This is a genomic window from Pseudomonas sp. Q11, from assembly GCF_024494355.1.
GTDB lineage: Bacteria > Pseudomonadota > Gammaproteobacteria > Pseudomonadales > Pseudomonadaceae > Aquipseudomonas > Aquipseudomonas hefeiensis.
The window spans coordinates 128,440-150,337 of sequence record NZ_JAKNQY010000009.1; the positions used below are offsets into that span (position 1 = coordinate 128,440).

At 61.6% G+C, this 21,898-nt stretch carries 18 protein-coding genes and 1 pseudogene; 8 read left to right on the top strand and 11 right to left on the bottom strand.

Annotated elements, in window-relative coordinates; translation table 11 throughout:
* The first annotated feature begins 47 nt into the window (after nucleotides 1–47).
* Both MA884_RS12140 and MA884_RS12145 read left to right on the top strand, forming a co-directional pair.
* Nucleotides 48–365, top strand: a complete 318-nt coding sequence (locus MA884_RS12140) for an SCP2 sterol-binding domain-containing protein (protein WP_256230762.1) — start codon at nucleotides 48–50, stop codon at nucleotides 363–365.
* Nucleotides 366–639: 274 nt separating this feature from the next.
* Complete coding sequence (locus tag MA884_RS12145) at nucleotides 640–1,503, top strand: LysR family transcriptional regulator (protein ID WP_256230763.1); 864 nt, start codon at nucleotides 640–642, stop codon at nucleotides 1,501–1,503.
* A gap of 79 nt (nucleotides 1,504–1,582) precedes the next feature.
* Here MA884_RS12145 and MA884_RS12150 read toward each other — a convergent pair whose 3' ends face one another.
* Nucleotides 1,583–1,819, bottom strand: coding sequence for a YdcH family protein (locus tag MA884_RS12150; protein ID WP_256230764.1), 237 nt, complete (start codon nucleotides 1,817–1,819; stop codon nucleotides 1,583–1,585).
* 217 nt (nucleotides 1,820–2,036) lie between these two features.
* Here MA884_RS12150 and MA884_RS12155 point away from each other — a divergent pair, with 217 nt between their 5' ends.
* Nucleotides 2,037–2,558: a DUF4142 domain-containing protein gene (locus MA884_RS12155; RefSeq protein WP_256230765.1), complete on the top strand. Its 522-nt coding sequence runs from the start codon at nucleotides 2,037–2,039 to the stop codon at nucleotides 2,556–2,558.
* Nucleotides 2,559–2,610: 52 nt separating this feature from the next.
* Here MA884_RS12155 and MA884_RS12160 read toward each other — a convergent pair.
* From MA884_RS12160 to MA884_RS12190, 7 genes and pseudogenes are all read right to left on the bottom strand, one after another.
* Nucleotides 2,611–2,855 (bottom strand): annotated as a pseudogene (locus MA884_RS12160) (hypothetical protein).
* A 48-nt stretch (nucleotides 2,856–2,903) separates the two neighbouring features.
* On the bottom strand, nucleotides 2,904–5,015 hold the full coding sequence (locus tag MA884_RS12165) for a PAS domain-containing sensor histidine kinase (protein WP_256230767.1): 2,112 nt from the start codon (nucleotides 5,013–5,015) through the stop codon (nucleotides 2,904–2,906).
* A gap of 169 nt (nucleotides 5,016–5,184) precedes the next feature.
* Nucleotides 5,185–8,262, bottom strand: coding sequence for an error-prone DNA polymerase (locus MA884_RS12170; protein ID WP_256230768.1), 3,078 nt, complete (start codon nucleotides 8,260–8,262; stop codon nucleotides 5,185–5,187).
* The gene (locus MA884_RS12175) at nucleotides 8,259–9,680 is read right to left on the bottom strand and encodes a DNA polymerase Y family protein (protein ID WP_256230769.1); all 1,422 of its coding nucleotides are present in this window, start codon (nucleotides 9,678–9,680) and stop codon (nucleotides 8,259–8,261) included. Before MA884_RS12175 ends, MA884_RS12170 begins: the two co-directional genes overlap by 4 nt.
* A gap of 7 nt (nucleotides 9,681–9,687) precedes the next feature.
* Complete coding sequence (gene imuA, locus MA884_RS12180) at nucleotides 9,688–10,320, bottom strand: translesion DNA synthesis-associated protein ImuA (protein ID WP_256230770.1); 633 nt, start codon at nucleotides 10,318–10,320, stop codon at nucleotides 9,688–9,690.
* Entirely contained in the window at nucleotides 10,320–10,937 is a 618-nt protein-coding gene (gene lexA / locus MA884_RS12185) for a transcriptional repressor LexA (RefSeq protein ID WP_256230771.1), read from the bottom strand. Before lexA ends, imuA begins: the two co-directional genes overlap by 1 nt.
* Before the next feature lie 70 nt (nucleotides 10,938–11,007).
* On the bottom strand, nucleotides 11,008–11,892 hold the full coding sequence (locus MA884_RS12190) for a LysR family transcriptional regulator (RefSeq protein ID WP_256230772.1): 885 nt from the start codon (nucleotides 11,890–11,892) through the stop codon (nucleotides 11,008–11,010).
* A 129-nt stretch (nucleotides 11,893–12,021) separates the two neighbouring features.
* Between MA884_RS12190 and MA884_RS12195 the strand changes: the two genes are divergently transcribed.
* Together MA884_RS12195 and MA884_RS12200 are read left to right on the top strand one after the other, a co-directional pair.
* Complete coding sequence (locus tag MA884_RS12195) at nucleotides 12,022–13,665, top strand: GMC family oxidoreductase (RefSeq protein ID WP_256230773.1); 1,644 nt, start codon at nucleotides 12,022–12,024, stop codon at nucleotides 13,663–13,665.
* 206 nt (nucleotides 13,666–13,871) lie between these two features.
* Complete coding sequence (locus MA884_RS12200; protein WP_256230774.1) at nucleotides 13,872–15,494, top strand: MFS transporter; 1,623 nt, start codon at nucleotides 13,872–13,874, stop codon at nucleotides 15,492–15,494.
* Nucleotides 15,495–15,743: 249 nt separating this feature from the next.
* On the opposite strand, the gene MA884_RS12205 is transcribed toward MA884_RS12200, so the two are convergent.
* The gene (locus MA884_RS12205; RefSeq protein ID WP_256230775.1) at nucleotides 15,744–16,151 is read right to left on the bottom strand and encodes a response regulator; all 408 of its coding nucleotides are present in this window, start codon (nucleotides 16,149–16,151) and stop codon (nucleotides 15,744–15,746) included.
* A 242-nt stretch (nucleotides 16,152–16,393) separates the two neighbouring features.
* On the opposite strand from MA884_RS12205, the gene MA884_RS12210 reads away from it, so the two are divergent.
* Both MA884_RS12210 and MA884_RS12215 read left to right on the top strand, forming a co-directional pair.
* Nucleotides 16,394–18,340, top strand: a complete 1,947-nt coding sequence (locus MA884_RS12210) for a DNA topoisomerase III (protein ID WP_256230776.1) — start codon at nucleotides 16,394–16,396, stop codon at nucleotides 18,338–18,340.
* Between the two features lie 692 nt (nucleotides 18,341–19,032).
* Nucleotides 19,033–19,362 (top strand): hypothetical protein, encoded by a 330-nt coding sequence (locus MA884_RS12215; RefSeq protein WP_256230777.1) that lies wholly within the window; start codon nucleotides 19,033–19,035, stop codon nucleotides 19,360–19,362.
* Between the two features lie 54 nt (nucleotides 19,363–19,416).
* Here MA884_RS12215 and glsB read toward each other — a convergent pair whose 3' ends face one another.
* The gene (glsB, locus tag MA884_RS12220; RefSeq protein ID WP_047227793.1) at nucleotides 19,417–20,325 is read right to left on the bottom strand and encodes a glutaminase B; all 909 of its coding nucleotides are present in this window, start codon (nucleotides 20,323–20,325) and stop codon (nucleotides 19,417–19,419) included.
* 268 nt (nucleotides 20,326–20,593) lie between these two features.
* Between glsB and MA884_RS12225 the strand changes: the two genes are divergently transcribed.
* Nucleotides 20,594–20,788 (top strand): hypothetical protein, encoded by a 195-nt coding sequence (locus tag MA884_RS12225; RefSeq protein WP_256230778.1) that lies wholly within the window; start codon nucleotides 20,594–20,596, stop codon nucleotides 20,786–20,788.
* 8 nt (nucleotides 20,789–20,796) lie between these two features.
* Here the strand turns inward: MA884_RS12225 and MA884_RS12230 are convergent, their stop codons facing one another.
* Nucleotides 20,797–21,816: a hypothetical protein gene (locus tag MA884_RS12230; protein ID WP_256230779.1), complete on the bottom strand. Its 1,020-nt coding sequence runs from the start codon at nucleotides 21,814–21,816 to the stop codon at nucleotides 20,797–20,799.
* Nucleotides 21,817–21,898 lie beyond the last annotated feature (82 nt).

Here is a 21,898-nt window from a genome sequence, read left to right on the forward strand (position 1 = left end):
GGATTACTGTAGACCCTTGCTGTATAACCCAAATAAGGATCGAAACCATGACCTCCGTAGCCGACGCCGTACAAGCCATGAAAGCCAAGTTCAACCCTGCCGCCGCTGCCGGCCTGGACCTGGTATTTGGTTTCAACATCACCGATGAAGACAAGCAATACGCCCTGATCGTCAAGGATGGCACCTGTGAGCTGCAAGAAGGTGAAAATGAAAGCGCCAACTGCACGCTGATCATGGACAGCGAAACCCTCAAGGGCATCGTCAGCGGCGATACCGACGGTATGCAAGCGTTCATGGGCGGCAAACTGCGCGCCGAAGGCGACATGATGCTGGCGATGAAACTGTCCGAATTGTTCCCGGCCTGAGTCTGCCCGCCCTTTCTCCGGGCGCCCTGGCTGCAAACGAATCCCGCCCCTGTGGCGGGATTTGTGTTTTCACTTGAGCATCTCCACTGGCTGACCCAGCGCTATCGCGAGCGGGCTCGCTCCCACAAGGGATCTGGGGCGAAGCTCAATCTTCATCACCCGGAGCAATTGTGGGAGCGAGCCTGCTCGCGATAGCGCCGGCACATCCGGCAAAGGGCCCTGCGTCGGTTCGCAGGTATCGTACAATCCCCGCTTTCCCCGCATCGGCCTGACCATGGACATCGACCTCGCCCGCACCTTTCTGGAAATCGTTCGCCACGGCAGTCTCGCCGCGGCTGCCGACAAGCTGCACGTCACCCAGACAGCCATCACAGCGCGGGTCCAGAAGCTTGAAAGCCAGCTCGGCTGCGTGCTGTTTGTGCGCAACCGTGCCGGCGCGCGCCTGACCGCCGACGGTGAAGCCTTCGTGGTGTATGCCAATCAACTGGTGCAGACCTGGGAAGCGGCCCGCCGGGACCTGCCCTTGCCCGAAGGCTTTCGCAACGTTCTGCACCTCGGTGGCGAGGTCAGCCTGTGCAATCCCTTGATGCTCGCCTGGGCTGAGGAACTGCGCCAGAAAATCCCCGGCCATGCCCTGCGCATGGACATCCGCGACGGCGAGAAACTGCTGGAACAACTGGAACTGGGCCTGCTGGATGCCGCCGTGGTGTATCAGCCCGAATACTGGCCGAGGCTGCAAGTGGAACAGTTACTGGAGGAGAAACTGATCCTGGTACGCCTGGCCAGCCGTCCCGAGCCCTACGTGTACATCGACTGGAGTGCAGACTTCCGTCGCCAGCACGACACCGCGTTGCCGGACAAGGCCAAGGCGGCCGTGACCTTCAACCTCGGCCCACTGGCCCTGCAGTACATCCTGGAAAACGGCGGCAGCGGCTACTTCCGTACCCGGGTCGTGCAGAGCTACCTGGACAGCGGCATCCTGGAGCGGGTGCCCAAGGCGCCGGAATTCAACTACCCGACTTACCTCGTGTACTCCCGGGATCGGGATTCAGCGGCGTTGCAGCAAGCGTTCGAAGTGCTGCGCCAGATCGTCACGAGCGGCAGCGACTGGTCCCAGCGCTGGGACCCGCTGACCTGACGGATTTGCGGTACACAAGCCTCTAGCCAAAGGGCCCTTGCGAAACCAAGGGCCCCTCACCACTAGCCCGGCCGTATGGCTATTCCTGCAAGTACTGCGCGATCTCGTCCTTGACCTGCAAGCGTTTCTCCTTGAGCGTCTTCAGGGCAACATCGGACAGTGCGGCGGACGACGGCTTCTCGGCGTCGACCACTTCGGCATCAATTTGGGAGTATTTGAGAAGTAACGAGTCGAGCCTTGGATTCTCGCTGCGTTTTTGCTGGATGTCGTCTTTTGTGCAGTTGAGATCCTGGCACAAATCGTGGTTCACCGGCATGGAACACCTCCTTTGGTAGAACGATGGCTAACGCCGTCTACGGCGCTCGTCGACCATCAGAATGGCCTCGCCGACGGGGTTCTGTCGACCGTCAATCCGACCAGCGGTGACCGTTCGTCGTACCGGCACGCTTTGCGATCAAACCTTTGTCCGCCCGTCGCTCTCCATTGAACAGGACGACACAAGTCCCTTGTATAACCTGTGTGGAGACTTACCTATGGACGGATTTACCCTGCGTCAACTCGGCCTGGCAGTTGCCTTGAGTACCAGCATGGGCATGGCTTGGGCCGCGACTTCCAACGACTTCGTCGACAACGCGGCGGCCGGTGGTATCGCGGAAATCGAAACCAGCAAACTGGCCCTGGAAAAAAGCAGCTCGGCGGACGTCAAGGACTTCGCCAACATGATGATTTCCGACCACACCAAAGCCAACGAGGAGTTGATCTCGCTGGCGAAAAAACACGATATCGAAGTGCCGGACGAAACCACGCTGGTGAAGCAGGCCAAGGCCAAGATTCTCGATATGCGCGAGGAGTCGTTTGATGCGGCCTACGCCAACAACCAGGTGATGGCCCACGAAGAAACCATTGCCCTGTTCAAGAAAGAAGCAGAAACCGTCACTGACGACAAGAAGCCCGGCAACACCGAGCTGAAGGCGTTCGCTCAGAAGATGCTTCCAGACCTGGAAAAACATCTGGAGATGGCCAAGAAACTCCAGGCCGCTCATCCGAGCAAATAAAGCTTGAGCATGGAAAAGCCCGACCATCGAGTCGGGCTTGTCATGGGCTCTGCTAGCCGCCGTCCGTGTCGATATCGGCGTCAGTGCTCTCACCGGATTCCGGGCGGTCCGGGTCAGGCTTGAAACCAGGGCTGAAAGTGTTGTCGTTGTCCTGGTGGTGATTTTTTTGATCGACCTCGTTGTCGGCGCTTTGGGCCTGGTCTTCCCCGGCGGGGCTGACTGGCTGGGGGTTTGCAGGATCTTGGTTCATAGACACCTCGTTCATGACAGGCCGGATTGATGACCGGTCATGGTCATTTGAAGGTGACACGGCGGCTTCGGTTCCATTTGTTTACCGCGCCGCGATCAACGCCCCAATACAGTCCTCACCATAGTGATCAATGCCTCCGGGCCGTAGGGTTTGCTCAGCAGATGGGTATCGGGGCTCAATTGGTGGTTGCGGGAGATGATGTCCCGGGTGTGGCCCGAGGTGAACAGTATGGGTACCGGCGGGGTCTGTACCTTGGCCCAGGCCGCCAGGTCGGAACTCTTGATCAGACCGGGCATGACCACATCGGTGAAAATCAGGTCAACCAAGGTGCCTTCGAGCAAAAGCTCCATGGCCGCATCAGCGTTGGCGGCCGTGAGTGTCCGATAGCCGGATTGTTCCAGCAGCTCTACCGACGCGCTGCGCACCTCTTCGTTATCCTCCACCACCAAAATCGTCTCTTGCCCGCCGGGCTGAAGCGGGCCGTGTGGCGTCTCTTCCCCTGTTTCAGGCTGCAGACTGCGGGAGAAATACATCTGCGCCTGCGTGCCCTTGCCCACGTCGCTGATAATCTCGATATGTCCGCCACTTTGCTTGACGAACCCGAACACCATGCTCAGCCCAAGCCCGGTGCCCTGGCCGTCGGTCTTGGTGGTGAAAAACGGCTCGAACACATGATTCAGGACATCGGGAGGCATGCCTGCGCCGCGATCGATCACCGACAAACGCACATAGTCGCCGGCTGGAATGCCTTTGCCGACGCAAGAGGATTCGTCGAGCACAATGTTTTCGCCAATCAGGCCAATGGTGCCCTCACCACCCATGGCATCGCGGGCATTGATCGCCAGGTTCAGCAAAGCGTTTTCAAGTTGATTGCGATCGACATGAATGCACCAGGGTTCGGCAGGCAAGGCCACTTCGACCTGGATGGTTTCGCCCAAGGCCCGTTGCAGCAATTCGCCCAGGCCATCGAAGATCCGCCGTGGGTTGTAGACCGCCGGTGACAACGGCTGGCGTCGGGCAAATGCCAGCAATTGCGACGACAGTTTGGCGCCCCGCTCCACCGCTTCGATGGAGGCACTGACCCGTCGTTGCACATTGACGTTGTCCGGTTCGTGGCGAGCCAGCAGGTGCAGGTTGCCGGCAATCACCTGCAGCAAGTTGTTGAAATCATGCGCCACACCGCCGGTGAGTCCGCCAATGGCTTCGAGTTTCTGCGACTGGCGCAACTGTTCTTCGGCCGTCAACCGCGCATGCACTTCCTCGGCGACACGCTGCTCCAGATCACGGGTGAACTTGAGCAGTGAGGCTTCAGCCGCCTTGCGTTCGTTGATATCAATCAGCACACCGGGAAAACGCAGGGGCCTACCCGACATATCGAATTCACATCGCCCGCTGGCCAGCACCCACAGGTAATCACCACCCAGGCGGCGCACTCGATATTCAGCGTTATAGGGTGTCCCGGTGCGCAAGGTCAGCTCGACACGCCGGTTTACTTCTTCAAGGTCATCGGGGTGGATGTTCTGGCGGGCAACCTCGACAGGCAATGCATCCAGTGGCGTGTCTGGCGGGTAATTGAAGGTGCGGGAAAAACGCTCATCGCCGGAAAGTGTGTCGTTCTGGATATCCCAGACAAACGACCCCAGCAGTGGCCCGACCGAGAGGGCCAATTGAATGCGCTCATTGACGGCGCGGTAGCTGCGTTCCGCCACCTGGCGGGCGCGCTCGGTCAGCACATGCTCGGTGGTTTCCACAACGATCGCCAACACGCCGCCCGGAGACTGATCATCGTCAGGCACCGGGCTGTAATAAAGGTCCATCCATACATCTTCGGGCTTGCCGTTGCGTAGCAATACCAGTTCTTTGCTGCGATAGGACAAGGTGCCACCGGCCAGGCAGACATCCAGTACGTGACGATTGAATTCGGCCACTTCCGGCCAGCCCAACTCTACCGCGCAGCCCAGCAGGTACGGATGACGTCCACCAGCGAACTCGGCATAGGCATCGTTGTAGATCATGAAGCCCTGACGGCCCCATAACATGACCATCGGCAAAGGCGATGCCAGCAGCATCTGGACTGCGCTGCGCAGACTGGCGGACCAGTGCTCGATGGCGCCCAGTTCGGTCTGGCTCCAATCGAACGCCTGGATACGCCCGGCCATTTCACCGCCCCAACCGGGGCATCCATGATTCTGGGATAAGAACTGCATGAGTCGATTCTGAACCTCGAAAATGCCAGCAGGGAATCGGCATACCACAAGTCCCTTGTGCTCAGAGCTTCGAGCGCGGCGCTGGCATTTGGTTTCATGGGCAAGTCATGGCAGGTCATGATGCAAACCTGTCCGGGCTGGGGACATGCTTGCTGTGTGGCCGTTGGGTTCAGCGGAAATCGCGGCTATGCACCTGGATACCCGCCAGCAACTCGGTCAGGTCGCTCAGGCGGCCGGCGATCAAGTGACGAACTTCACCGACACTTTCCCAGCGTCCGTCGACCCTGAGCAATTGCGAACCCACCAAGGCTTTGCGTTGGCGCTCGGCCAGATCGCGCCAGACCACCACATTGAGGTTGCCAAACTCATCTTCCAGGGTGACGAACGTCACGCCGCTGGCCGTGCCTGGCCGTTGGCGGCCGGTGACCAGTCCGGCAACGCTGACGTTGCGGCCATGCTCCACATCCTGCAGTTCCCGTGAGCTGCGACAGCGTCGGGCGCGCAGCTCGGGGCGCAGCAAGGCCAGCGGATGGGGCCCCAGTGTCGTACCGACGCTGGCGTAATCGGCGAACAGGTTCTCCCCCACCGTGGGTTTTGGCAGATCCACTAGTGGCTCTTCCTGACTGGGCAATCCGGCGAACAAGCCCAGCTGTTTCTGTACCCCAGCCACTTCCCAGCGAGCGCGATGACGATCACCGGCCAGGCCCCGCAAGGCACCGGCGTCGGCCAGTTGCGCCTGGGCCCGGGCATCGAGTTGCGCGCGCTCGCCAAGGTCGGCCACGTCATTGAAGGCCCGATGCCGGCGGGCCGCTTCGATACGATGGGCATCCTCTTGGCGAAAGCCCTTGATCATGCGCAGCCCCAGGCGGAGCGCCGGTTGTCGGCCTTCCATGGGTTCGAGGCTGCAATCCCAGTCACTGGCGCGCACGTCCACCGGGCGTATCTGCAACTGATGCCGGCGGGCATCCTGCAGAATCTGGTCCGGGCTGTAGAACCCCATGGGCCAGCTGTTGATCAGGGCACAGGCGAACGCCGCCGGTTCATGGCATTTGAGCCAACTGCTGGCGTAGGTCAGCAAGGCGAAGCTGGCGGCGTGGGATTCAGGAAAACCGTAATTGCCGAACCCCTTGATCTGTTCAAATATCTGCGCGGCGAATTCGGCTGTGTAGCCGTTTTTCGCCATCCCGGCCGCCAGGCGTTCCCGATGCGGTTCCAGGCCGCCGTGGCGTTTCCAGGCAGCCATGGAACGACGCAATTGGTCAGCTTCGCCCGGGCTGTAATCAGCCGCAACGATGGCGATCTGCATGACCTGCTCCTGAAACAGGGGCACGCCCAGGGTGCGCTTGAGCACTTCTTCCAACGCTTTGGAGGGGTATGTCACCGCCTCTTCCTTGTTTTTACGCCGCAGATACGGGTGCACCATCCCGCCCTGGATCGGCCCCGGTCGCACGATGGCCACTTCAATAACCAGGTCATAAAAAGACTCGGGTTTGAGCCGAGGCAACATCGCCATTTGCGCGCGCGACTCGATCTGGAACACGCCAATGGTGTCGGCGCGGGTGATCATTTCGTAGGTGGCCGCGTCGTCCTTGGGCAACGTCGCCAAGGTGTACTGCTGGCCGCGGTAATGCGCGATCAGATCAAAACAGCGACGAATCGCACTGAGCATACCCAAGGCCAGGATATCCACCTTGAGCAACCCGACCGCGTCCAGGTCGTCCTTGTCCCACTGGATGATGGTGCGCTCGGCCATGGCGGCGTTTTCCACCGGCACCAGGGTGTCCAGGGGCTGTTCGGAAATCACGAAGCCGCCAGGGTGCTGGGACAAATGTCGGGGAAAACCGATCAGTTGTCGGGTCAGGCTCAAGATCCGACGCAACACAGGGCTGTCCGGGTCGAAACCACCTTCGCGCAGGCGATCCACGGGCGGCGCCTCGTCACTCCAGCGCCCACAACAGTCGGCCAACGCATTGACCTGATCCGGCGGCAGGCCCAGGGCCTTGGCGACATCCCGCATCGCGCCGGCACCGTGGTAGCTGCTGACCACCGCCGTCAATGCCGCACGATGGCGACCGTAGCGCTGGAACACGTACTGCAGCACTTCTTCACGACGCTCGTGTTCAAAGTCGACGTCAATGTCCGGCGGCTCGTTGCGCTCCCTGGACAGGAATCGCTCGAACAGCATGCTGGTCTGGCTCGGGTCGATTTCGGTGATACCCAAGGCGTAGCACACCGCTGAGTTGGCCGCCGAACCACGGCCCTGGCAGAGAATATGCCGGTCGCGGGCGAAGCTGACGATGTCCTGCACGGTCAGGAAATAACTGTCGTAGCGCAGCTCGGCGATCAGGGCCAGCTCCTTGTCGATCTGCTGGCGGACCTTGTCCTGCACACCTTTTCCCCATCGCTGGCGCATACCGCGCTCGGTCAACTCCCGCAGCCAGGACGCAGGTGTATGGCCCTCAGGCACCAGTTCACGTGGGTATTGATAACGCAACTGACCAAGGTCGAACGTACAGCGCCGGGCGATGTTCAACGTTTCGTCGAGCAAGGCGCGCGGGTAGATGTCGGCCAGATCCTTGCGGCTGCGCAGATGGCGCTCGCCGTTGGGGTGCAGGCGCTGGCCGGCCTCGGCCACCGTGACGTGGTGCCGGATAGCGGTCATGGTGTCCTGCAGGGCGCGCCGGCCGCGCACATGCATGTGCACGTCCCCCGTGGCGACGACTGCAAGACGCAGGCGTTCAGCCAATGCCAACAAGTCCGCCAGCCGACGCCGGTCGTCCTGCCCGCAATGCAACTGGACCGACAGCCACAAGCGCTCGGCGAATATCTGTCGGAGCCAGCGCCCCTGCCCTTCGGGATCCTTGTCACCGGGCACCCACAACGCCAGTAACCCCGGCAACGGCTCGTCGAAGTCTTCGCGCACGATGCGATAGCGACCTTTCTCGCTGCGGCGGCGGGCGCGGGTGATCAGCCGACACAAGGCCTGATAGCCTTGCAGATTCTCCACCAGCAGCACCAGTTTCGGACCGTTTTCGATCTGGATCTCACTGCCGACGATCAAGTGCAAGTCCAGCTCCCTGGCAGCCTGCCAGGCCCGGACAATCCCGGCCAGGGTGCACTCATCCGTGATCGCCAGGGCCTTGTAACCTTGTTGTTGCGCACGACGGCACAGCTCCAGGGCGCTGGAGGCACCGCGCTGGAAACTGAAGTTCGACAGGCAATGCAGTTCGGCATATTCGATGTTCATGCGAACCAGCCCTGCAGCCACAACGGACCGCCCTCGCCCACCGGTCGATAGGCCCAGCCCCGTTGGCCCGCACGGGTTTCGATCAGATAGTAATCACGGCGCACGTCGGCACCGTCCCACCAGCCGGATTCGATGCGCTCCGGGCCCATGAGGATTCGCGTCTGGCTCTCCTGCAAGGCCTGGGGTTCGTCCAGCAGCCAGCCGGGACGTCGGACGCCCTCGCGTACCGGACATGCCTGGGGCTGGCGTTGAGAGGTCTTCTGCCAGGCACATTCAGGCCGATGGTCATCGCGAAACCCCAGGCCCTGCACCGCGTCGTCCCCCAGCCGGGCCCGCAGTCGTTCGCGCAATTGCTCCCAGGGCAAGGACTGCTGAGGACGCTCGTCGAACAGCTCCAGGCGTTGGGGCACGAAACTGGGCAGGTCTTCGGCACACAAACGAAAGCCCCGTACCGGCGCCTCGACCTGCACCTGCTCCAGCCGACCACGGGCCAGCTCGAAAAGCATCGAAGGATCCCGCTCCGCGCTGAGCAGGCCGACCTTGATCAGCGTGTCCGGTAACCCGGCGTGCTCCAGGTGCAGGTCAAAGCGTTGTACACCACTGTCACGACCGCACAGGAAAGCCGAAAGATCACCGGTCAACCGACGCAACGGAAACAACAACGCCTGGTGGGATTGCACGTCGTAGTTGAGCTCGATGCGCACATCGAACCGGTCCGGCGGCAGGTAAAACGACAATGCCAGGGTACGGTTGCCCGTCAGCGCGTCAAGGTGCTTGAGCACCTGGGCTTCAAACCGCCGCGCCAGGGTGTGCCGGGGCAAGGCCTGGACCTGGCTCAACTGGCGCAGCCCCATGCGCGACAGCGCCGTGGCGACCTCGGGCGCAAGGCCGATACGCTCAACCGGCATCTGTCCCAGGCAGGCTTGCAGGGTTTCGATGTCGGGCACCACCAAGGCGTCGTAGGCATTGGCCAACACCCGCGCCGCCACCGGGTTGGGGGCGGCGACAATGCGATGCCGGAATCCCAGTTGCGTCAGCTCGGCCCGCAGGCGCGTCTCGAACGCCGGCCAGGGGCCGAACAAGCCCAGGCTCGACTCGATTTCGAACACCACCGTGCGCGGGTAATGCACGCTGACCTGGGAGCTGAAACGGTAGGCCCAGGCCGCCAGGAACTGTTGCCAGTGTTCGATCTGCGCCGCGTCGTATTCAGCCGTGGCAAACCCTTTGCTCAGGGCCTGGGCGGCCGTCATGGTCTGGCCGGGACGCAAGCCCAGGGCCCGTGCCGGGTCATTGACCGCTTGCAACACCCGACGCTGGGCCGGACCGGTCAACAGCGCCAAGGGCTCGTCGGGATCGGAACGCTGACGCAGCGCGGCGTCCAGCGCCAGTTGCGGGAAGAGTATGCAGACCCAGCGCATCGCAACCTCAATGCTCGGTCTGTGTGCTGAGCGTGGCGAAGGCAATGGGCGTCGACCGGGCCATCCCGCCCCGGCACTTGAGCACCCGCAATTGCCCTGGCCGGCCATCGATGGCGATGCGCAGGGCCGCCGGCGACGGGTTGATGGCTTCCTGGATCGAGCGCCAGGCGAACGCCAGGGTCTGGCCGGTTTCCGCCGCCACTTGCAAGCGGCGCAGGGCGCGGTCGTCAGCCTGGCGGGGCCAGCACAGCACCGCGCCGCAACTGCCCGAACGCAGGCATTGTTCGGCGGCCCACAAGGCATCGCGCTCATCGGCCCGGATCACTGACAACTGGCGCAAATCTACCCCGGCGCTCTGCCAGGCCTGGGGATAGGGCACGAATGGCGGCGCCACCAGCACGATCCGCTCCCCCGCCGCCGTCAGCCGCGCCAGGGTCGGCCAGACCAATTGCAACTCGCCCACGCCTGGTGCGGCGACCAGCAGTTCCGTCAGCGCCGCTTCCGGCCAGCCGCCACTGGGCAACGCCGCGTCCAGTGCCGCATGACCGGTGGGTTGTGGGCTGGCGGCCGGGGCCGCGGGCCGGCCCTTCCAGACCTGACCACCGTTGAACAGCGTGTCCAGCGCAACGACAGCGCCCATCAGCCTTGCCTCAGCAAGCCACAGAACACGCCTTCGATGGCCAGGTCCTGGTCGGCTTCGACAATGATCGGCTGGTAGGCCGGGTTGCGCGGCAGCAAACGTATCCGTTCGCCGATTCGCTCGAAACGCTTGATGGTGACTTCACCGTCCAGGCGCGCCACGACGATCTGGCCGTTGGAGGCCTGGGGCGTGCGCTGCACGCCCACCAGGTCGCCATCGAGAATGCCATCCTCGATCATCGAGTCACCCTGGACCCGTAGCAGGTAATCCGGCGCCTTGGTGAACATCGCCGGGTCGAGCATCAGGCGACTGTGGACCTCGGCATCCGCACCGATCGGTAGACCGGCGGCCACCCGCCCCAGCACAGGCACGTCCAGCCACTCGGGACGCGGCGGCTGGTTCAGCAAGCGGATACCCCGGGCCTGGTGCGGATTGACTTCAATGAAACCGGCTTCGGTCAACGCCAGCACATGTTTGCGCGCCACGCTGCGGGAGGCGAAACCGAACGCCTCGCTGATTTCAGCGAGGCTGGGGGGCTGGCCCTGCTCGGCGATGCGTTCGCGGATGAAGGTCAGGATGGCGGTACGGCGGGGGGTGAGAGTCGTCATGGAGTACATTTGTACTCCTCTCGGTTTTTTCTGACAAGCACCGCCAGTCAGTCAACAACCCCCACGGGTTACTGCGTGATCAGGGCAGCAGCAGTCCCTGCTCGCGCTCGCACAACTGCACCACGTAATCCCAGAGCACCCGCAGGCGCACGGACTTGTGCAGTTCGCGGCGGGTGCTGATCCAGTAACTGCGGCGGATGCTTTCATCCGGCAGCAATGGGACCAAGGCCGGGTCGCTGCTGGCCATGTAGCAAGGCAGTACGGCGATCCCCAATCCCGAACGTGCAGCCTGTTGCTGGGCGATGACGCTGGTGCTGTGGAACACCACTCGAGGGTTGCGGCAAAAGCTGTTGAGAAACATCAGCTCCTGGCTGAACAGCAGGTCATCGACGTAGCCGATCCAGGCATGGCGGGCCAGGTCCTCGCGACTGCGCAACGGCGGCGAGCGGTCCAGATAGGCCTGGCTGGCGTAGAGCGCCAGGCTGTAGTCGGTCAGTTTTCGGGTCACCAGCAGGTCGGCCACCGGGCGTTCAAGGTGAATGCTGATTTCCGCTTCGCGGTTGAGGATGCTGACAAAACGTGGCACCGCCACCAACTCCACTTCCAGCCCCGGATAGCGCTGGAACAGACCCTCCATGCGGCTGGCTAAAAACATGATGCCCAGCCCTTCCGTCACCCCCACGCGGATCTTGCCCAAGGGCGCGCTGGACTGAGTGATGTCCTCCTGAGCCAGCAGCGCCACGTTTTCCATGGCTTCGGCGTGCTTGAGCAACGATTCGCCCGCGGGGGTCAGTTCATAACCCTGGGCATGCTGGACAAACAGCGCGGTGCCCAGGCTTTTCTCGATGGCTTCAATGTGCCGGGCCACCGTGGCATGGGTGGTGTTCAGGCGTCGTGCAGCGGTGAGTAAACGGCCGCTGCGTTGCAGTTCCAGAAAGTAGCGCAGGTCATTCCAGTCAAACATGGGCCATCCTTGAACACGCCTGAAGGCAGGACTGTTTAAAAACGCACAACGGTTGCGCAAAAACTAACATTCTTTTAACGAAACCTAACAACTAGGATGCATCCCACAAGAACAAAAATGAGGTCGCGAATGCAACCTGTCGTCGATGAATACGATTACGTGATCGTGGGCGCCGGCCCTGCCGGATGCCTGCTGGCCAACCGGCTTAGCGCCAACGCGCAACACCGGGTGTTATTGCTTGAGGCGGGCGGTCGCGACAACTATCCGTGGATTCACATCCCGGTCGGCTACCTGTTCTGCATCGGCAACCCGCGCACCGACTGGTGCTTCAAGACCGAGGCGCAACCGGGTCTGCAAGGGCGCGCACTGAGTTACCCACGGGGCAAGGTGCTGGGTGGCTGCTCCTCCATCAACGGCATGATCTACATGCGCGGCCAGGCCGCGGATTACGACAGTTGGGCCGCCGAGGGCAATCCTGGCTGGGCCTGGAAAGACGTGCTGCCGTTGTTCAGACAGAGCGAAAACCACTTTGCCGGAGACTCCGAGTGCCATGGTGCCGCCGGGGAATGGCGGGTCGAACGCCAGCGCCTGTCATGGCCAATTCTCGATGCGTTTCGCACCGCCGCCGAACAGAGCGGCATCCCCAGCGTCGACGACTTCAACGGCGGCGACAACGAAGGCTGCGGCTACTTCCAGGTCAACCAGAAAGCCGGGGTGCGCTGGAACGCGGCCAAGGCCTTCCTCAAACCGGTTCGCCAGCGCCCCAACCTCACGGTAATGACCGATGTCGAAGTCGACCGCGTGCTGTTGCGTGACAACCGGGCCCACGCCGTCAGCGCCCGCTGGCAAGGCAAAAGCATGACTTTCAAGGCACGCAAGGAAATCGTGCTGTGCGCCGGCGCTGTTGGCTCGCCGGGTATTTTGCAGCGCTCGGGGATCGGTCCGCGCAACCTGTTGCAACGTCTGGGCATTGGCGTGGTTCATGAGCTGCCCGGCGTGGGCGGTAACTTGCAGGATCACTTGCAACTGCGGCTGATCTACCAGTTGGAAAACGCCCGTACCCTGAACCAGATCGCCGGCACTTGGTGGGGCAAGATGGGCATGGGGCTGCGCTACCTCTATGATCGCAGCGGCCCACTGTCCATGGCCCCCAGCCAACTCGGTGCGTTCGCCCGCTCGGGGCCGGAACAGGCCTCGGCCAACCTCGAGTACCACGTGCAGCCGTTGTCGCTGGAACGCTTTGGCGAACCATTGCACAGTTTCCCGGCGTTCACTGCGTCGGTCTGTGACTTGCGTCCGCAAAGCCGTGGCCGGGTGGACATTCGCTCGGCCGACCCGCACGAGGCACCGCTGATCCAACCCAATTACCTGAGCCATCCCGAAGACTTGCGGGTCGCCGCCGACGCCATCCGCCTGACCCGACGCATCGTCGCCGCCCCGGCGTTGAGCGCCTTCAAGCCGGTGGAATACCTGCCGGGACCCAGCCTGCAAACCGAGGAAGAACTGCACCAGGCCGCAGCCCGTATAGGCACGACGATTTTCCACCCGGTGGGCACCTGCCGCATGGGCCAGGATCGTGACGCGGTGGTGGATGCACAACTGCGGGTCCACGGCGTCAACGGCCTGCGCGTCGCCGACGCCTCGATCATGCCGCGCATCACCTCGGGCAACACCTGCTCGCCGACGCTGATGATTGCCGAGAAGGCCGCACAGATGATCCTCGAGGCGGACACCAGGAGCACCACGCCCCAAAAAGAACCTGTCACGGTCTGAAGAACAAGCAAGTCCCTTGTGGGAGCGAGCCTGCTCGCGATAGCGGTCTATCTGTCACCTAGTAGGTTGAATGTGCTGCCGTCATCGCGAGCAGGCTCGCTCCCACAAGGGGAAACGTTTGAATTCAAGGTATGCAGCAAAACAGGAGACGCTGGACCGGCGTCGACAGTGGAACAACAAAAACAATCACTGTGAGGGATACCCAAATGTCTGAACATGTTCAGTCCCTGGAAGCCACGCGCAGCGCCGGCACCAGCCAGGAAACCCAGAAAGTCATCTTCGCCTCGTCCTTGGGGACGGTGTTCGAGTGGTACGACTTTTTCCTCTATGGCGCCCTGGCGGCGGTGATCAGCAAGCAGTTCTTTGCCGGGGTGAACGACACCACGGCATTCATCTTCGCCCTGATGGCATTCGCCGCCGGCTTTATCGTGCGGCCTTTCGGCGCACTGGTGTTCGGACGGCTGGGAGACATGATCGGACGCAAATACACCTTCCTGGCCACCATCGTACTCATGGGCCTGGCGACGTTCTGCGTCGGCCTGCTGCCCAACTACGCCAGCATCGGCATTGCCGCACCCATCATCCTGGTGGTACTGCGCATGCTCCAGGGCCTGGCCCTGGGCGGTGAATACGGCGGCGCCGCCACCTATGTCGCCGAACACGCGCCGATGGGCAAGCGCGGCTTCCACACCAGCTGGATTCAGTCCACTGCCACCCTCGGGCTGCTGCTCTCGCTGCTGGTGGTACTGGGCTGTCGTTATTTCACGGGAGATCAGTTCGAAGTCTGGGGCTGGCGCATTCCGTTTCTGCTGTCGATCGTGTTGCTGGGCATCTCCACCTGGATTCGCCTGAGCCTGCACGAATCACCGTCCTTTTTGAAAATGAAAGAAGAAGGCAAGTGCTGCAAGGCACCGATCCGCGAATCCTTTGGTAAGTGGGAAAACCTCAAGGTGGTGCTGATTGCCCTGTTCAGTATCAACGCCGGGCAAGCGGTGACCTTCTACGCCGCGCAGTTCTACGTGCTGTTTTTCCTCACCCAGTTCCTGAAGATGGATCCGGCCCTGGCCAACAGCCTGCTGATCGTCAGCGTGGTCATCGGCGCCCCGTTCTTTATCTTTTTTGGTTGGCTGTCGGACAAGGTCGGGCGCAAACCGGTGCTGATGATTGGCCTGTTGCTGGCGACGGCGTTGTACTTTCCGATCTTCAAGACACTGGCCCACTACGCCAACCCGGCCATCGACCTGGCGAGCCGTCAGGCGCCGATCACGGTGATCGCCGATCCGGCCACATGCACCTTCCAGTTCGACCCGGTGGGCAAGGCGCGTTTCGATAGCCCATGTGACAAGGTCAAGACCTTCCTGGTCAAGCAAGGCCTGCCCTACAGCAGCGTCGCGGCGCCGGCCGGCAGTGATGTGCAGGTCAGCGTCGGTGATGTGAAGCTTGAAGGCTACGACGAAGCCGCCCTGCGCGGTGCGGTGACCCTGGCGGGCTACCCGCAACAGGCCGATGCCCAGCAGATCAACCGGCCGATGATCGTGGCGCTGATCGTTGCGCTGATCATCATTTCAGCCATGTGCTATGGGCCACTGGCGGCGCTGATGGTCGAACTGTTCCCGACCCGCATCCGCTACACCTCCATGTCCCTGCCCTACCACATCGGCAACGGCTGGTTCGGTGGCTTCCTGCCCACCGTGTCGTTTGCCCTGGTGGTCTACACCGGGGACATTTTCTACGGGCTGTGGTACCCGGTGGTGATTACCGGGGTGAGCCTGGTGGTGGGCATGATTTGCCTGCGGGAAACCCGGAACGTGGATCTGGATACCAACTGAGGACTTGAAGCGTGTCCCCGCAGGACTAAACCGCAGGAGCTGCGTAGAGCTGCGTAGGAGCTGTCGAGTGCAACGAGGCTGCGATCTTTCCACTGACAATTGAGTCAAGAGCGAAAGATCAAGATCAAGATCAAGATCAAGATCAAGATCAAGATCAAGATCAAGATCAAAAGATCGCAGGCTTCGCCAGCTCCTACAGAGCCCAGCGAGAGCAAGTTCCCTCGCCACAAGGTTGCTCAGATCAAACGCTCAGTGCACCTGATGATTTTTCACCGTGCTCTCCACCAGATCCAGCATCTGCCCCAGCGCCCAGGGCTTGGCGATGAACGAGGCGTGATGCTTGATCCCGGCGCTTTCCGGGGTTTCGAAACCGGACATGATCAACAAAGGGATCTGCGGCCACCGGTCGCCAGTCAGGTTGGCCAGATCGGCACCATCCAGCTTGCCCGGCATGGTGATATCGGTGAGTAACAAGTCCACCTCGCCAGCGCTCCGCTCAAGGAACTCCAGCGCCGCATCGGCGCTTTCCCTAGGTTCAACGACAAAGCCCTCGTCCTGCAGGATTTCGCACAGAAATTCCAGAATGGTCTGATCATCTTCAACGACGAGAATCAAACGTGTGGTCGCCTGTCCGTTGCCCTTTGGCATCGAATTCATGTAAGTGACTCTCCTTGACCCCATAAACGTTCTTTGCGGTTTCAGCCGCTCTGCAAGTTATGAGCGATGCCCTGGCGAGAAATTCATTCTACGTGCGAATACACCGCCGAACGTTGCACCAGCCCCCTTGATGCAACGCACCGCAACGTTTTATCTGTATATCCATACAGATAAAACTTGCTCAGACGCCCATCCATGACCATGCTACAGCCCCATGAAATCTGCTTAGGAAAAAGGGCGCTATGCAGCTGTACCTGTGTGAAAAACCGTCCCAGGCCAAGGACATCGCTGCCGTGCTCGGTGCCACGCGGCGCGGTGACGGTTGCTGGCTGGGCGCGAACGTCACGGTCACCTGGTGCATCGGCCATCTGCTGGAGACCGCCCCGCCCGACGCCTACGATGCCCGCTACAAGCGCTGGGTACTGGCAGACCTGCCTATCGTGCCGACCCAGTGGAAAATGACGGTCAAGCCGAAAACCGCCGGCCAGTACAAGGCGGTCAAGCGCCTGTTGGGAGAAGCCAAGTCGCTGGTCATCGCCACCGACGCCGACCGTGAAGGCGAAATGATCGCCCGGGAACTGGTGGAGCATTGCCGCTATCGCGGGCCGATCCAGCGGCTGTGGCTGTCAGCCCTGGACGAAGCGTCGATCCGCAAGGCCCTCGCCGCCCTCAAGCCGGGCGCCGAAACCTTCAACCTCTACCATTCGGCCCTCGGCCGCTCCCGGGCCGACTGGCTGATCGGCATGAACATGAGCCGCCTGTTCACACTGCTCGGGCGCCAGTCCGGTTATCAGGGCGTGCTGCCGGTAGGCCGCGTGCAGACACCCACCCTGCGACTGGTGGTGGATCGCGACCGCAGCATCGCCAACTTCGTGCCGGTCGCCTATTGGGCCATCGACGTGCAGCTCAGCCACGCAGGCACCGCCTTTACCGCCCAGTGGCGCGCCGCCCCGGATGCTTGCGACGACCAGGAGCGTTGCCTGAACCAGGCCCTGGCCCGCGACGCCGCCCAGGCCATGGGTAACGCCGCTACCGCCCGGGTGATGAAAGTGCGCACCGAGCGCCTGCGCGAAGCGGCGCCGTTGCCGTTCGACCTGGGTACCCTGCAGGAGGTCTGCTCGAAGAAACTCGGCCTGGGTGCCCAGGAGACCCTGGACATTGCCCAGTCGCTGTACGAGACCTACAAGCTCATCACCTATCCGCGCAGCGATTGCGGTTTTTTGCCTTTGAGCCAGCACAGCGAAGCTGCGGCCATCCTCGCCGCCCTCGCCCAGGCCGATCCGGGTCTTGCGCCACTGCGCGAGCACTTGCAGCCGCAGCGCAAATCCCGGGCCTGGAACGACGCCAAGGTCAGCGCCCACCATGGCATCATCCCTACCGCGGCGGCGAAGAACCTCGACAAGCTTGCCGGCAAGCAGCGGGCCGTCTATACGCTGATACGGGCGCGATACCTGGCGCAGTTCCTGCCCAACCACGAATACGACCGGACCCAGGCCGACTTCGACTGCGCCGCCCAGGCACTGCGGGCCGTGGGCAAGCAGATCGTCGAACCCGGCTGGAAGCGCGCCCTGCCCGAAGCGCTGGCCCCAGCGCGAGGCCGTGAAGCACCGGCACCACAAACCTTGCCGGCCCTGATCGAAGGTCACGACTGCGCCGTCGACGAGGTGAAACCCAAGGACCTGTGGACCCAACCCCCCAAGCCGTTCACCGAGGGCGACCTGATCAAGGCAATGAAGAACGTTGCCCGACTGGTGGAGGATCCGCTGCTCAAGCAAAAGCTCAAGGACACCACCGGCATCGGCACCGAAGCGACCCGGGCCTCGATCATCCAGGGCCTGCTTGACCGCGGTTACCTGGTGAAAAACGGCAAGGCCTTGTCCGCGACACCGGCGGCCTTCAGCCTGATCGATGCGGTGCCCCGTGCCATCGCCGATCCAGGCACCACCGCCATCTGGGAGCAGGCGCTGGACATGGTGCAAAACGGTGAGATGAGCCTGGAAGAATTCGTGACCCGCCAGGCCGCCTGGATGAGCAAACACATCGCCCGCTGCCAGGGCATGAGCCTGACCATCAGCGGTCCGGCCAGCCCCGCCGGTCGTGGTGCTACCCCATGGAAAAGCAAACGCAAGCCAGCCAAGCGCAAGGCCGGCGGTACACCGCGCAAGACGAGCAAAGCCAAGGCGACCTGAGTCGGGAAGCAGAACTCAGCGATGCTCCCCTGTGGCGAGGGAGCTTGCTCCCGCTGGGCTGCACAGCAGCCCCACAATCCTGAAGACGCAACGAAAACTGAAGCCTGAAGGCTTGGTTTTAAGGGCCGCTTCGCGCCCCAGCGGGAGCAAGCTCCCTCGCCACGGAGGTTGGCTCAGCCAAATTTTTCATACCCAAACCATTTTGTCCGACAATATGTAGTGCTAAAAAATATTCACTACAAAACCGTTGACGCCTCCGATTTGGCCTTGCATGATGCAGACGTCTCCCCGATCGGGAGTACAGGTAAATGCTTGAGCAAGCTCGTCTGACCGCCGAGCTGTTTTTTGGATAAGGGACTGCCCACAAGGCAGATTGAAGGTGCTGACCTGGCATGACCGTCCGGTGACAAGGACGAGAAACGTCGGCGAAGATCCTCATGACGCGCGTGGTCGACCCTCGAAGTTGACAATGCCTGAAGGTTTTTCGCTGTTTCTCTTCGTTGTAGCGCATTTGCGTAGCAGCCCTTCGATAACACTACACAACCGATGCACGACCCCGTCGAAGTACGACGGACGAGCGCTGACGGCCTGGTTTCGGTGCTAGCCATACAGCACTGGGCAGGCACTTACCGAAAGAAGCGAAGTTTTGCGAACCACCAGACAGATCAACCAAATGGTCAAGGGGCTTACACATGAATCTGAATAATCAACCATCTATTGATGAACTGGCTCGCATGTTCGCAGCACACAAAGACACCCTGGACAGCCACATCCTGTGGATCAGCAAGAATGGCCAGGTCCATATGGACTGCCTGTCGCCGTTCACCCAGGAAGACGAATTCGAGAAGAACCGGCAAGACCTGTGTGCCCGGCTGAAGATGTATCGTCGTGGCCAGGGCTACGTAGGCAAGAAGGCGGCGGCCGACAAAGACTTCATGGGTCGCGTGTTGCAAACGCTGACCCAGGCGTGGCAATCGATGCACAATACCTCTGAAGTTCGGGTCATCGACCGCCTCTGCTGATCGCGCTTAAAACAAAGGCCCGTTCCTGATTGGAACGGGCCCTTTTTTTGGGCGTTAAAACACCGACCAGCCGATCCGTTGGCTGAGCAATTCCAGCGCCGCCATGCCTGCCAGGGAATTGCCGGCGACATTGAGTTCCGGCGACCAGACGCACACCGTGAAACGCCCCGGCACCACGGCAACAATCCCGCCGCCCACCCCGCTCTTGCCCGGCAGGCCAACGCGATAGGCAAAATTGCCGGCCTCATCGTACAGCCCACTGGTGGCCATGATGGAATTGACCTGCTGGGTCTGGCGGGCACTCAGGATCTGTTCGCCGCTGTGTTTGCAGAACCCGTCGTTGGCCAGGAAGCAGAATGCTCGGGCCAGGTCGATGCAACTCATGCGCAATGCGCAGTGACTGAAGTAGCTGCGCAGCACTGCCTCCACGTCGTTATGAAAATTGCCGAAGGATTGCATCAGGTAGGCCATCGCCGCATTGCGGGCGCGGTGCTGGTATTCCGACTCAGCGACCTTGCCGTCGACCATGACCTGCGGATTGCCCGACAGGCGTCGTACGAAATCGCGCATCGAAAGGGCTGGTGCGGCGAAACGCGACTGGTTGATGTCACAGATCACCAAGGCACCGGCGTTGATGAACGGGTTGCGCGGTCGACCGCGTTCGAACTCCAGTTGCACCAAAGAATTGAAGGGCTGGCCGGACGGCTCATGGCCCAATCGCTCCCAGATTGCCTCACCGGAATGGCCGATGGCCTGCACCAGGCTGAAAACCTTGGAAATACTCTGCACCGAAAACGGCGTTTCGGCGTCGCCTGAGCAATACATCTCGCCGTCGTTGCCGTAGACGGCGATGCCCAACTGATTGGCCGCAACGGTGCCCAGGGCTGGAATGTAGTCGGCCACCTTACCCTGACCTATCAGGGGGCGAACCGCATCGAGGATCTCGTTCAACAATGCTTGCATGTGCGCATGGGTCCGGTCATTCCCCGTTCGAGTGCGGGGATACAGACGCTAGACGCTGATGGGGGCGATCAGAGCACACTCAACATCTGTTGCGAGGCGATCCGTGGGAGCAAAGCTTGCTCGCGATGAAGCTCACGCGGTTTGTCTGGAACCGAGTCGGCTGCTTCGCGGGCAAGCCTTGCTCCCACACAATTCATGAGATTTCGCGGGCGCTTGTCATCAAATCGAGCGGTCTATAGTTGAAGGGATCAATCGGCAGGAGACATCGATGCGTCAGATCATGCAGAAAGAACCCTGGTGGGCCTCGCCCCCCAAGCCCGGGCAGGATGAAAATGAACTGGAATGGGGCTGGCTGGTGATTTACAGCGAAGGTGAGCCACGCTTCGAATTCATCAAGGAGCGCCCCTCAGACGAACAGATCCGCCATCGCAAGGGTTGCCGCGTCACCCTCGGGGCAGAATGAACCGTCCGTCACGGTTTAATGACCGGCAACTCCACCGCCCGATTGGCCAGGTCCGCCGCCACCAGGCTGCCTTCGATTTCCTCGGCCAGATAGTACACCGGTGCCATCACCCCGCTGAGGGGATGTTTGAGCGACTGGAACCAGGCTTCGTCGAACGCGGCGCTCAGGCTCTTGCGGATCTGTGTTTCCATTTCCGGGCGCTCGCCCTCATGAATGATCGCGCGAATCCCCGCCACGCCAACTGAAATCAGCGCCCCCGCCGCTTTCCCGGCCACGGCTGCCGCCGCACCGGCCGCACCTCGCGTGGCGAATTGCGCTTCGATCTTTTCACTGGTGCGTTGTGCCACCGTGGCGATCACTGCATCCGATGGCCCTGAACCTGTGATGGCGGCCTTGTTGACGTGATCGATCAGCGCGGCGTAGGCCGGCAGTGTATTGAGCGGCTCGGTATATGCCATCTCGTACAACGAGGCATTACGCGCCGCTGGCGGCCCCAAGCTGATGGCAGGAATGCCGTGCAAACGCCGGCTCATCAGCTCAGGCGGGATTCGATGCCGTTGTGCTATAGCTTGGACCTGTTGATTGAGCAGGCGCACGTAATAGCCTGTCGCGTTGGCCCTGATCGCCTCGGGGTCGATTTCCACCGCCACAGGTGCCAGCACCTGCTCGCGGTATTGCTCTTGCAGATATATCGCCAAGCGCCTGGCCGCGGCGTCCTCTTCGCCTTCGGCATTGGCGGCATACCAACTGACCTTCACCGCCAGCCATTCCTGGGTCCAGTAGCTGCTGAACCAGGGGATGAATTGGACCTCAGTCCGTTCGTATACCAACCGCCGCCAATGCTCCATCGAGCCGCGCGCGTAGAGCCCGGCCTGTTCAATAGCGCTTTTCGACGCGGCGATGATCTGCCGGTCGACCTGTCGCCAGGTGTCCTGTGAAACCGCCACGGTGGCGACCTGCTGCTCGCGCGGCGACGTGGCGCATCCCGCCAGGACGATCAAAGCGGCCAGCATCAGCGAACGCAGCACGATTGCCCCACCCCGGATTCAAGTCATCCACGGGGTTGAGTATAGGTGGCGAGTAACAGGGGCTTGGAGGAAACACACAAAA

What these genes read in the sequence shown, in the direction of transcription:
- MA884_RS12140 (WP_256230762.1), top strand. Translation starts at nt 48, where the DNA reads ATGACCTCCGTAGCCGACGCCGTACAAGCCATGAAAGCCAAGTTCAAC.
- MA884_RS12145 (WP_256230763.1), top strand. Translation starts at nt 640, where the DNA reads ATGGACATCGACCTCGCCCGCACCTTTCTGGAAATCGTTCGCCACGGC.
- MA884_RS12150 (WP_256230764.1), bottom strand. Translation starts at nt 1,819, where the DNA reads ATGCCGGTGAACCACGATTTGTGCCAGGATCTCAACTGCACAAAAGAC.
- MA884_RS12155 (WP_256230765.1), top strand. Translation starts at nt 2,037, where the DNA reads ATGGACGGATTTACCCTGCGTCAACTCGGCCTGGCAGTTGCCTTGAGT.
- MA884_RS12165 (WP_256230767.1), bottom strand. Translation starts at nt 5,015, where the DNA reads ATGCAGTTCTTATCCCAGAATCATGGATGCCCCGGTTGGGGCGGTGAA.
- MA884_RS12170 (WP_256230768.1), bottom strand. Translation starts at nt 8,262, where the DNA reads ATGAACATCGAATATGCCGAACTGCATTGCCTGTCGAACTTCAGTTTC.
- MA884_RS12175 (WP_256230769.1), bottom strand. Translation starts at nt 9,680, where the DNA reads ATGCGCTGGGTCTGCATACTCTTCCCGCAACTGGCGCTGGACGCCGCG.
- imuA (WP_256230770.1), bottom strand. Translation starts at nt 10,320, where the DNA reads ATGGGCGCTGTCGTTGCGCTGGACACGCTGTTCAACGGTGGTCAGGTC.
- lexA (WP_256230771.1), bottom strand. Translation starts at nt 10,937, where the DNA reads ATGTACTCCATGACGACTCTCACCCCCCGCCGTACCGCCATCCTGACC.
- MA884_RS12190 (WP_256230772.1), bottom strand. Translation starts at nt 11,892, where the DNA reads ATGTTTGACTGGAATGACCTGCGCTACTTTCTGGAACTGCAACGCAGC.
- MA884_RS12195 (WP_256230773.1), top strand. Translation starts at nt 12,022, where the DNA reads ATGCAACCTGTCGTCGATGAATACGATTACGTGATCGTGGGCGCCGGC.
- MA884_RS12200 (WP_256230774.1), top strand. Translation starts at nt 13,872, where the DNA reads ATGTCTGAACATGTTCAGTCCCTGGAAGCCACGCGCAGCGCCGGCACC.
- MA884_RS12205 (WP_256230775.1), bottom strand. Translation starts at nt 16,151, where the DNA reads ATGAATTCGATGCCAAAGGGCAACGGACAGGCGACCACACGTTTGATT.
- MA884_RS12210 (WP_256230776.1), top strand. Translation starts at nt 16,394, where the DNA reads ATGCAGCTGTACCTGTGTGAAAAACCGTCCCAGGCCAAGGACATCGCT.
- MA884_RS12215 (WP_256230777.1), top strand. Translation starts at nt 19,033, where the DNA reads ATGAATCTGAATAATCAACCATCTATTGATGAACTGGCTCGCATGTTC.
- glsB (WP_047227793.1), bottom strand. Translation starts at nt 20,325, where the DNA reads ATGCAAGCATTGTTGAACGAGATCCTCGATGCGGTTCGCCCCCTGATA.
- MA884_RS12225 (WP_256230778.1), top strand. Translation starts at nt 20,594, where the DNA reads ATGCGTCAGATCATGCAGAAAGAACCCTGGTGGGCCTCGCCCCCCAAG.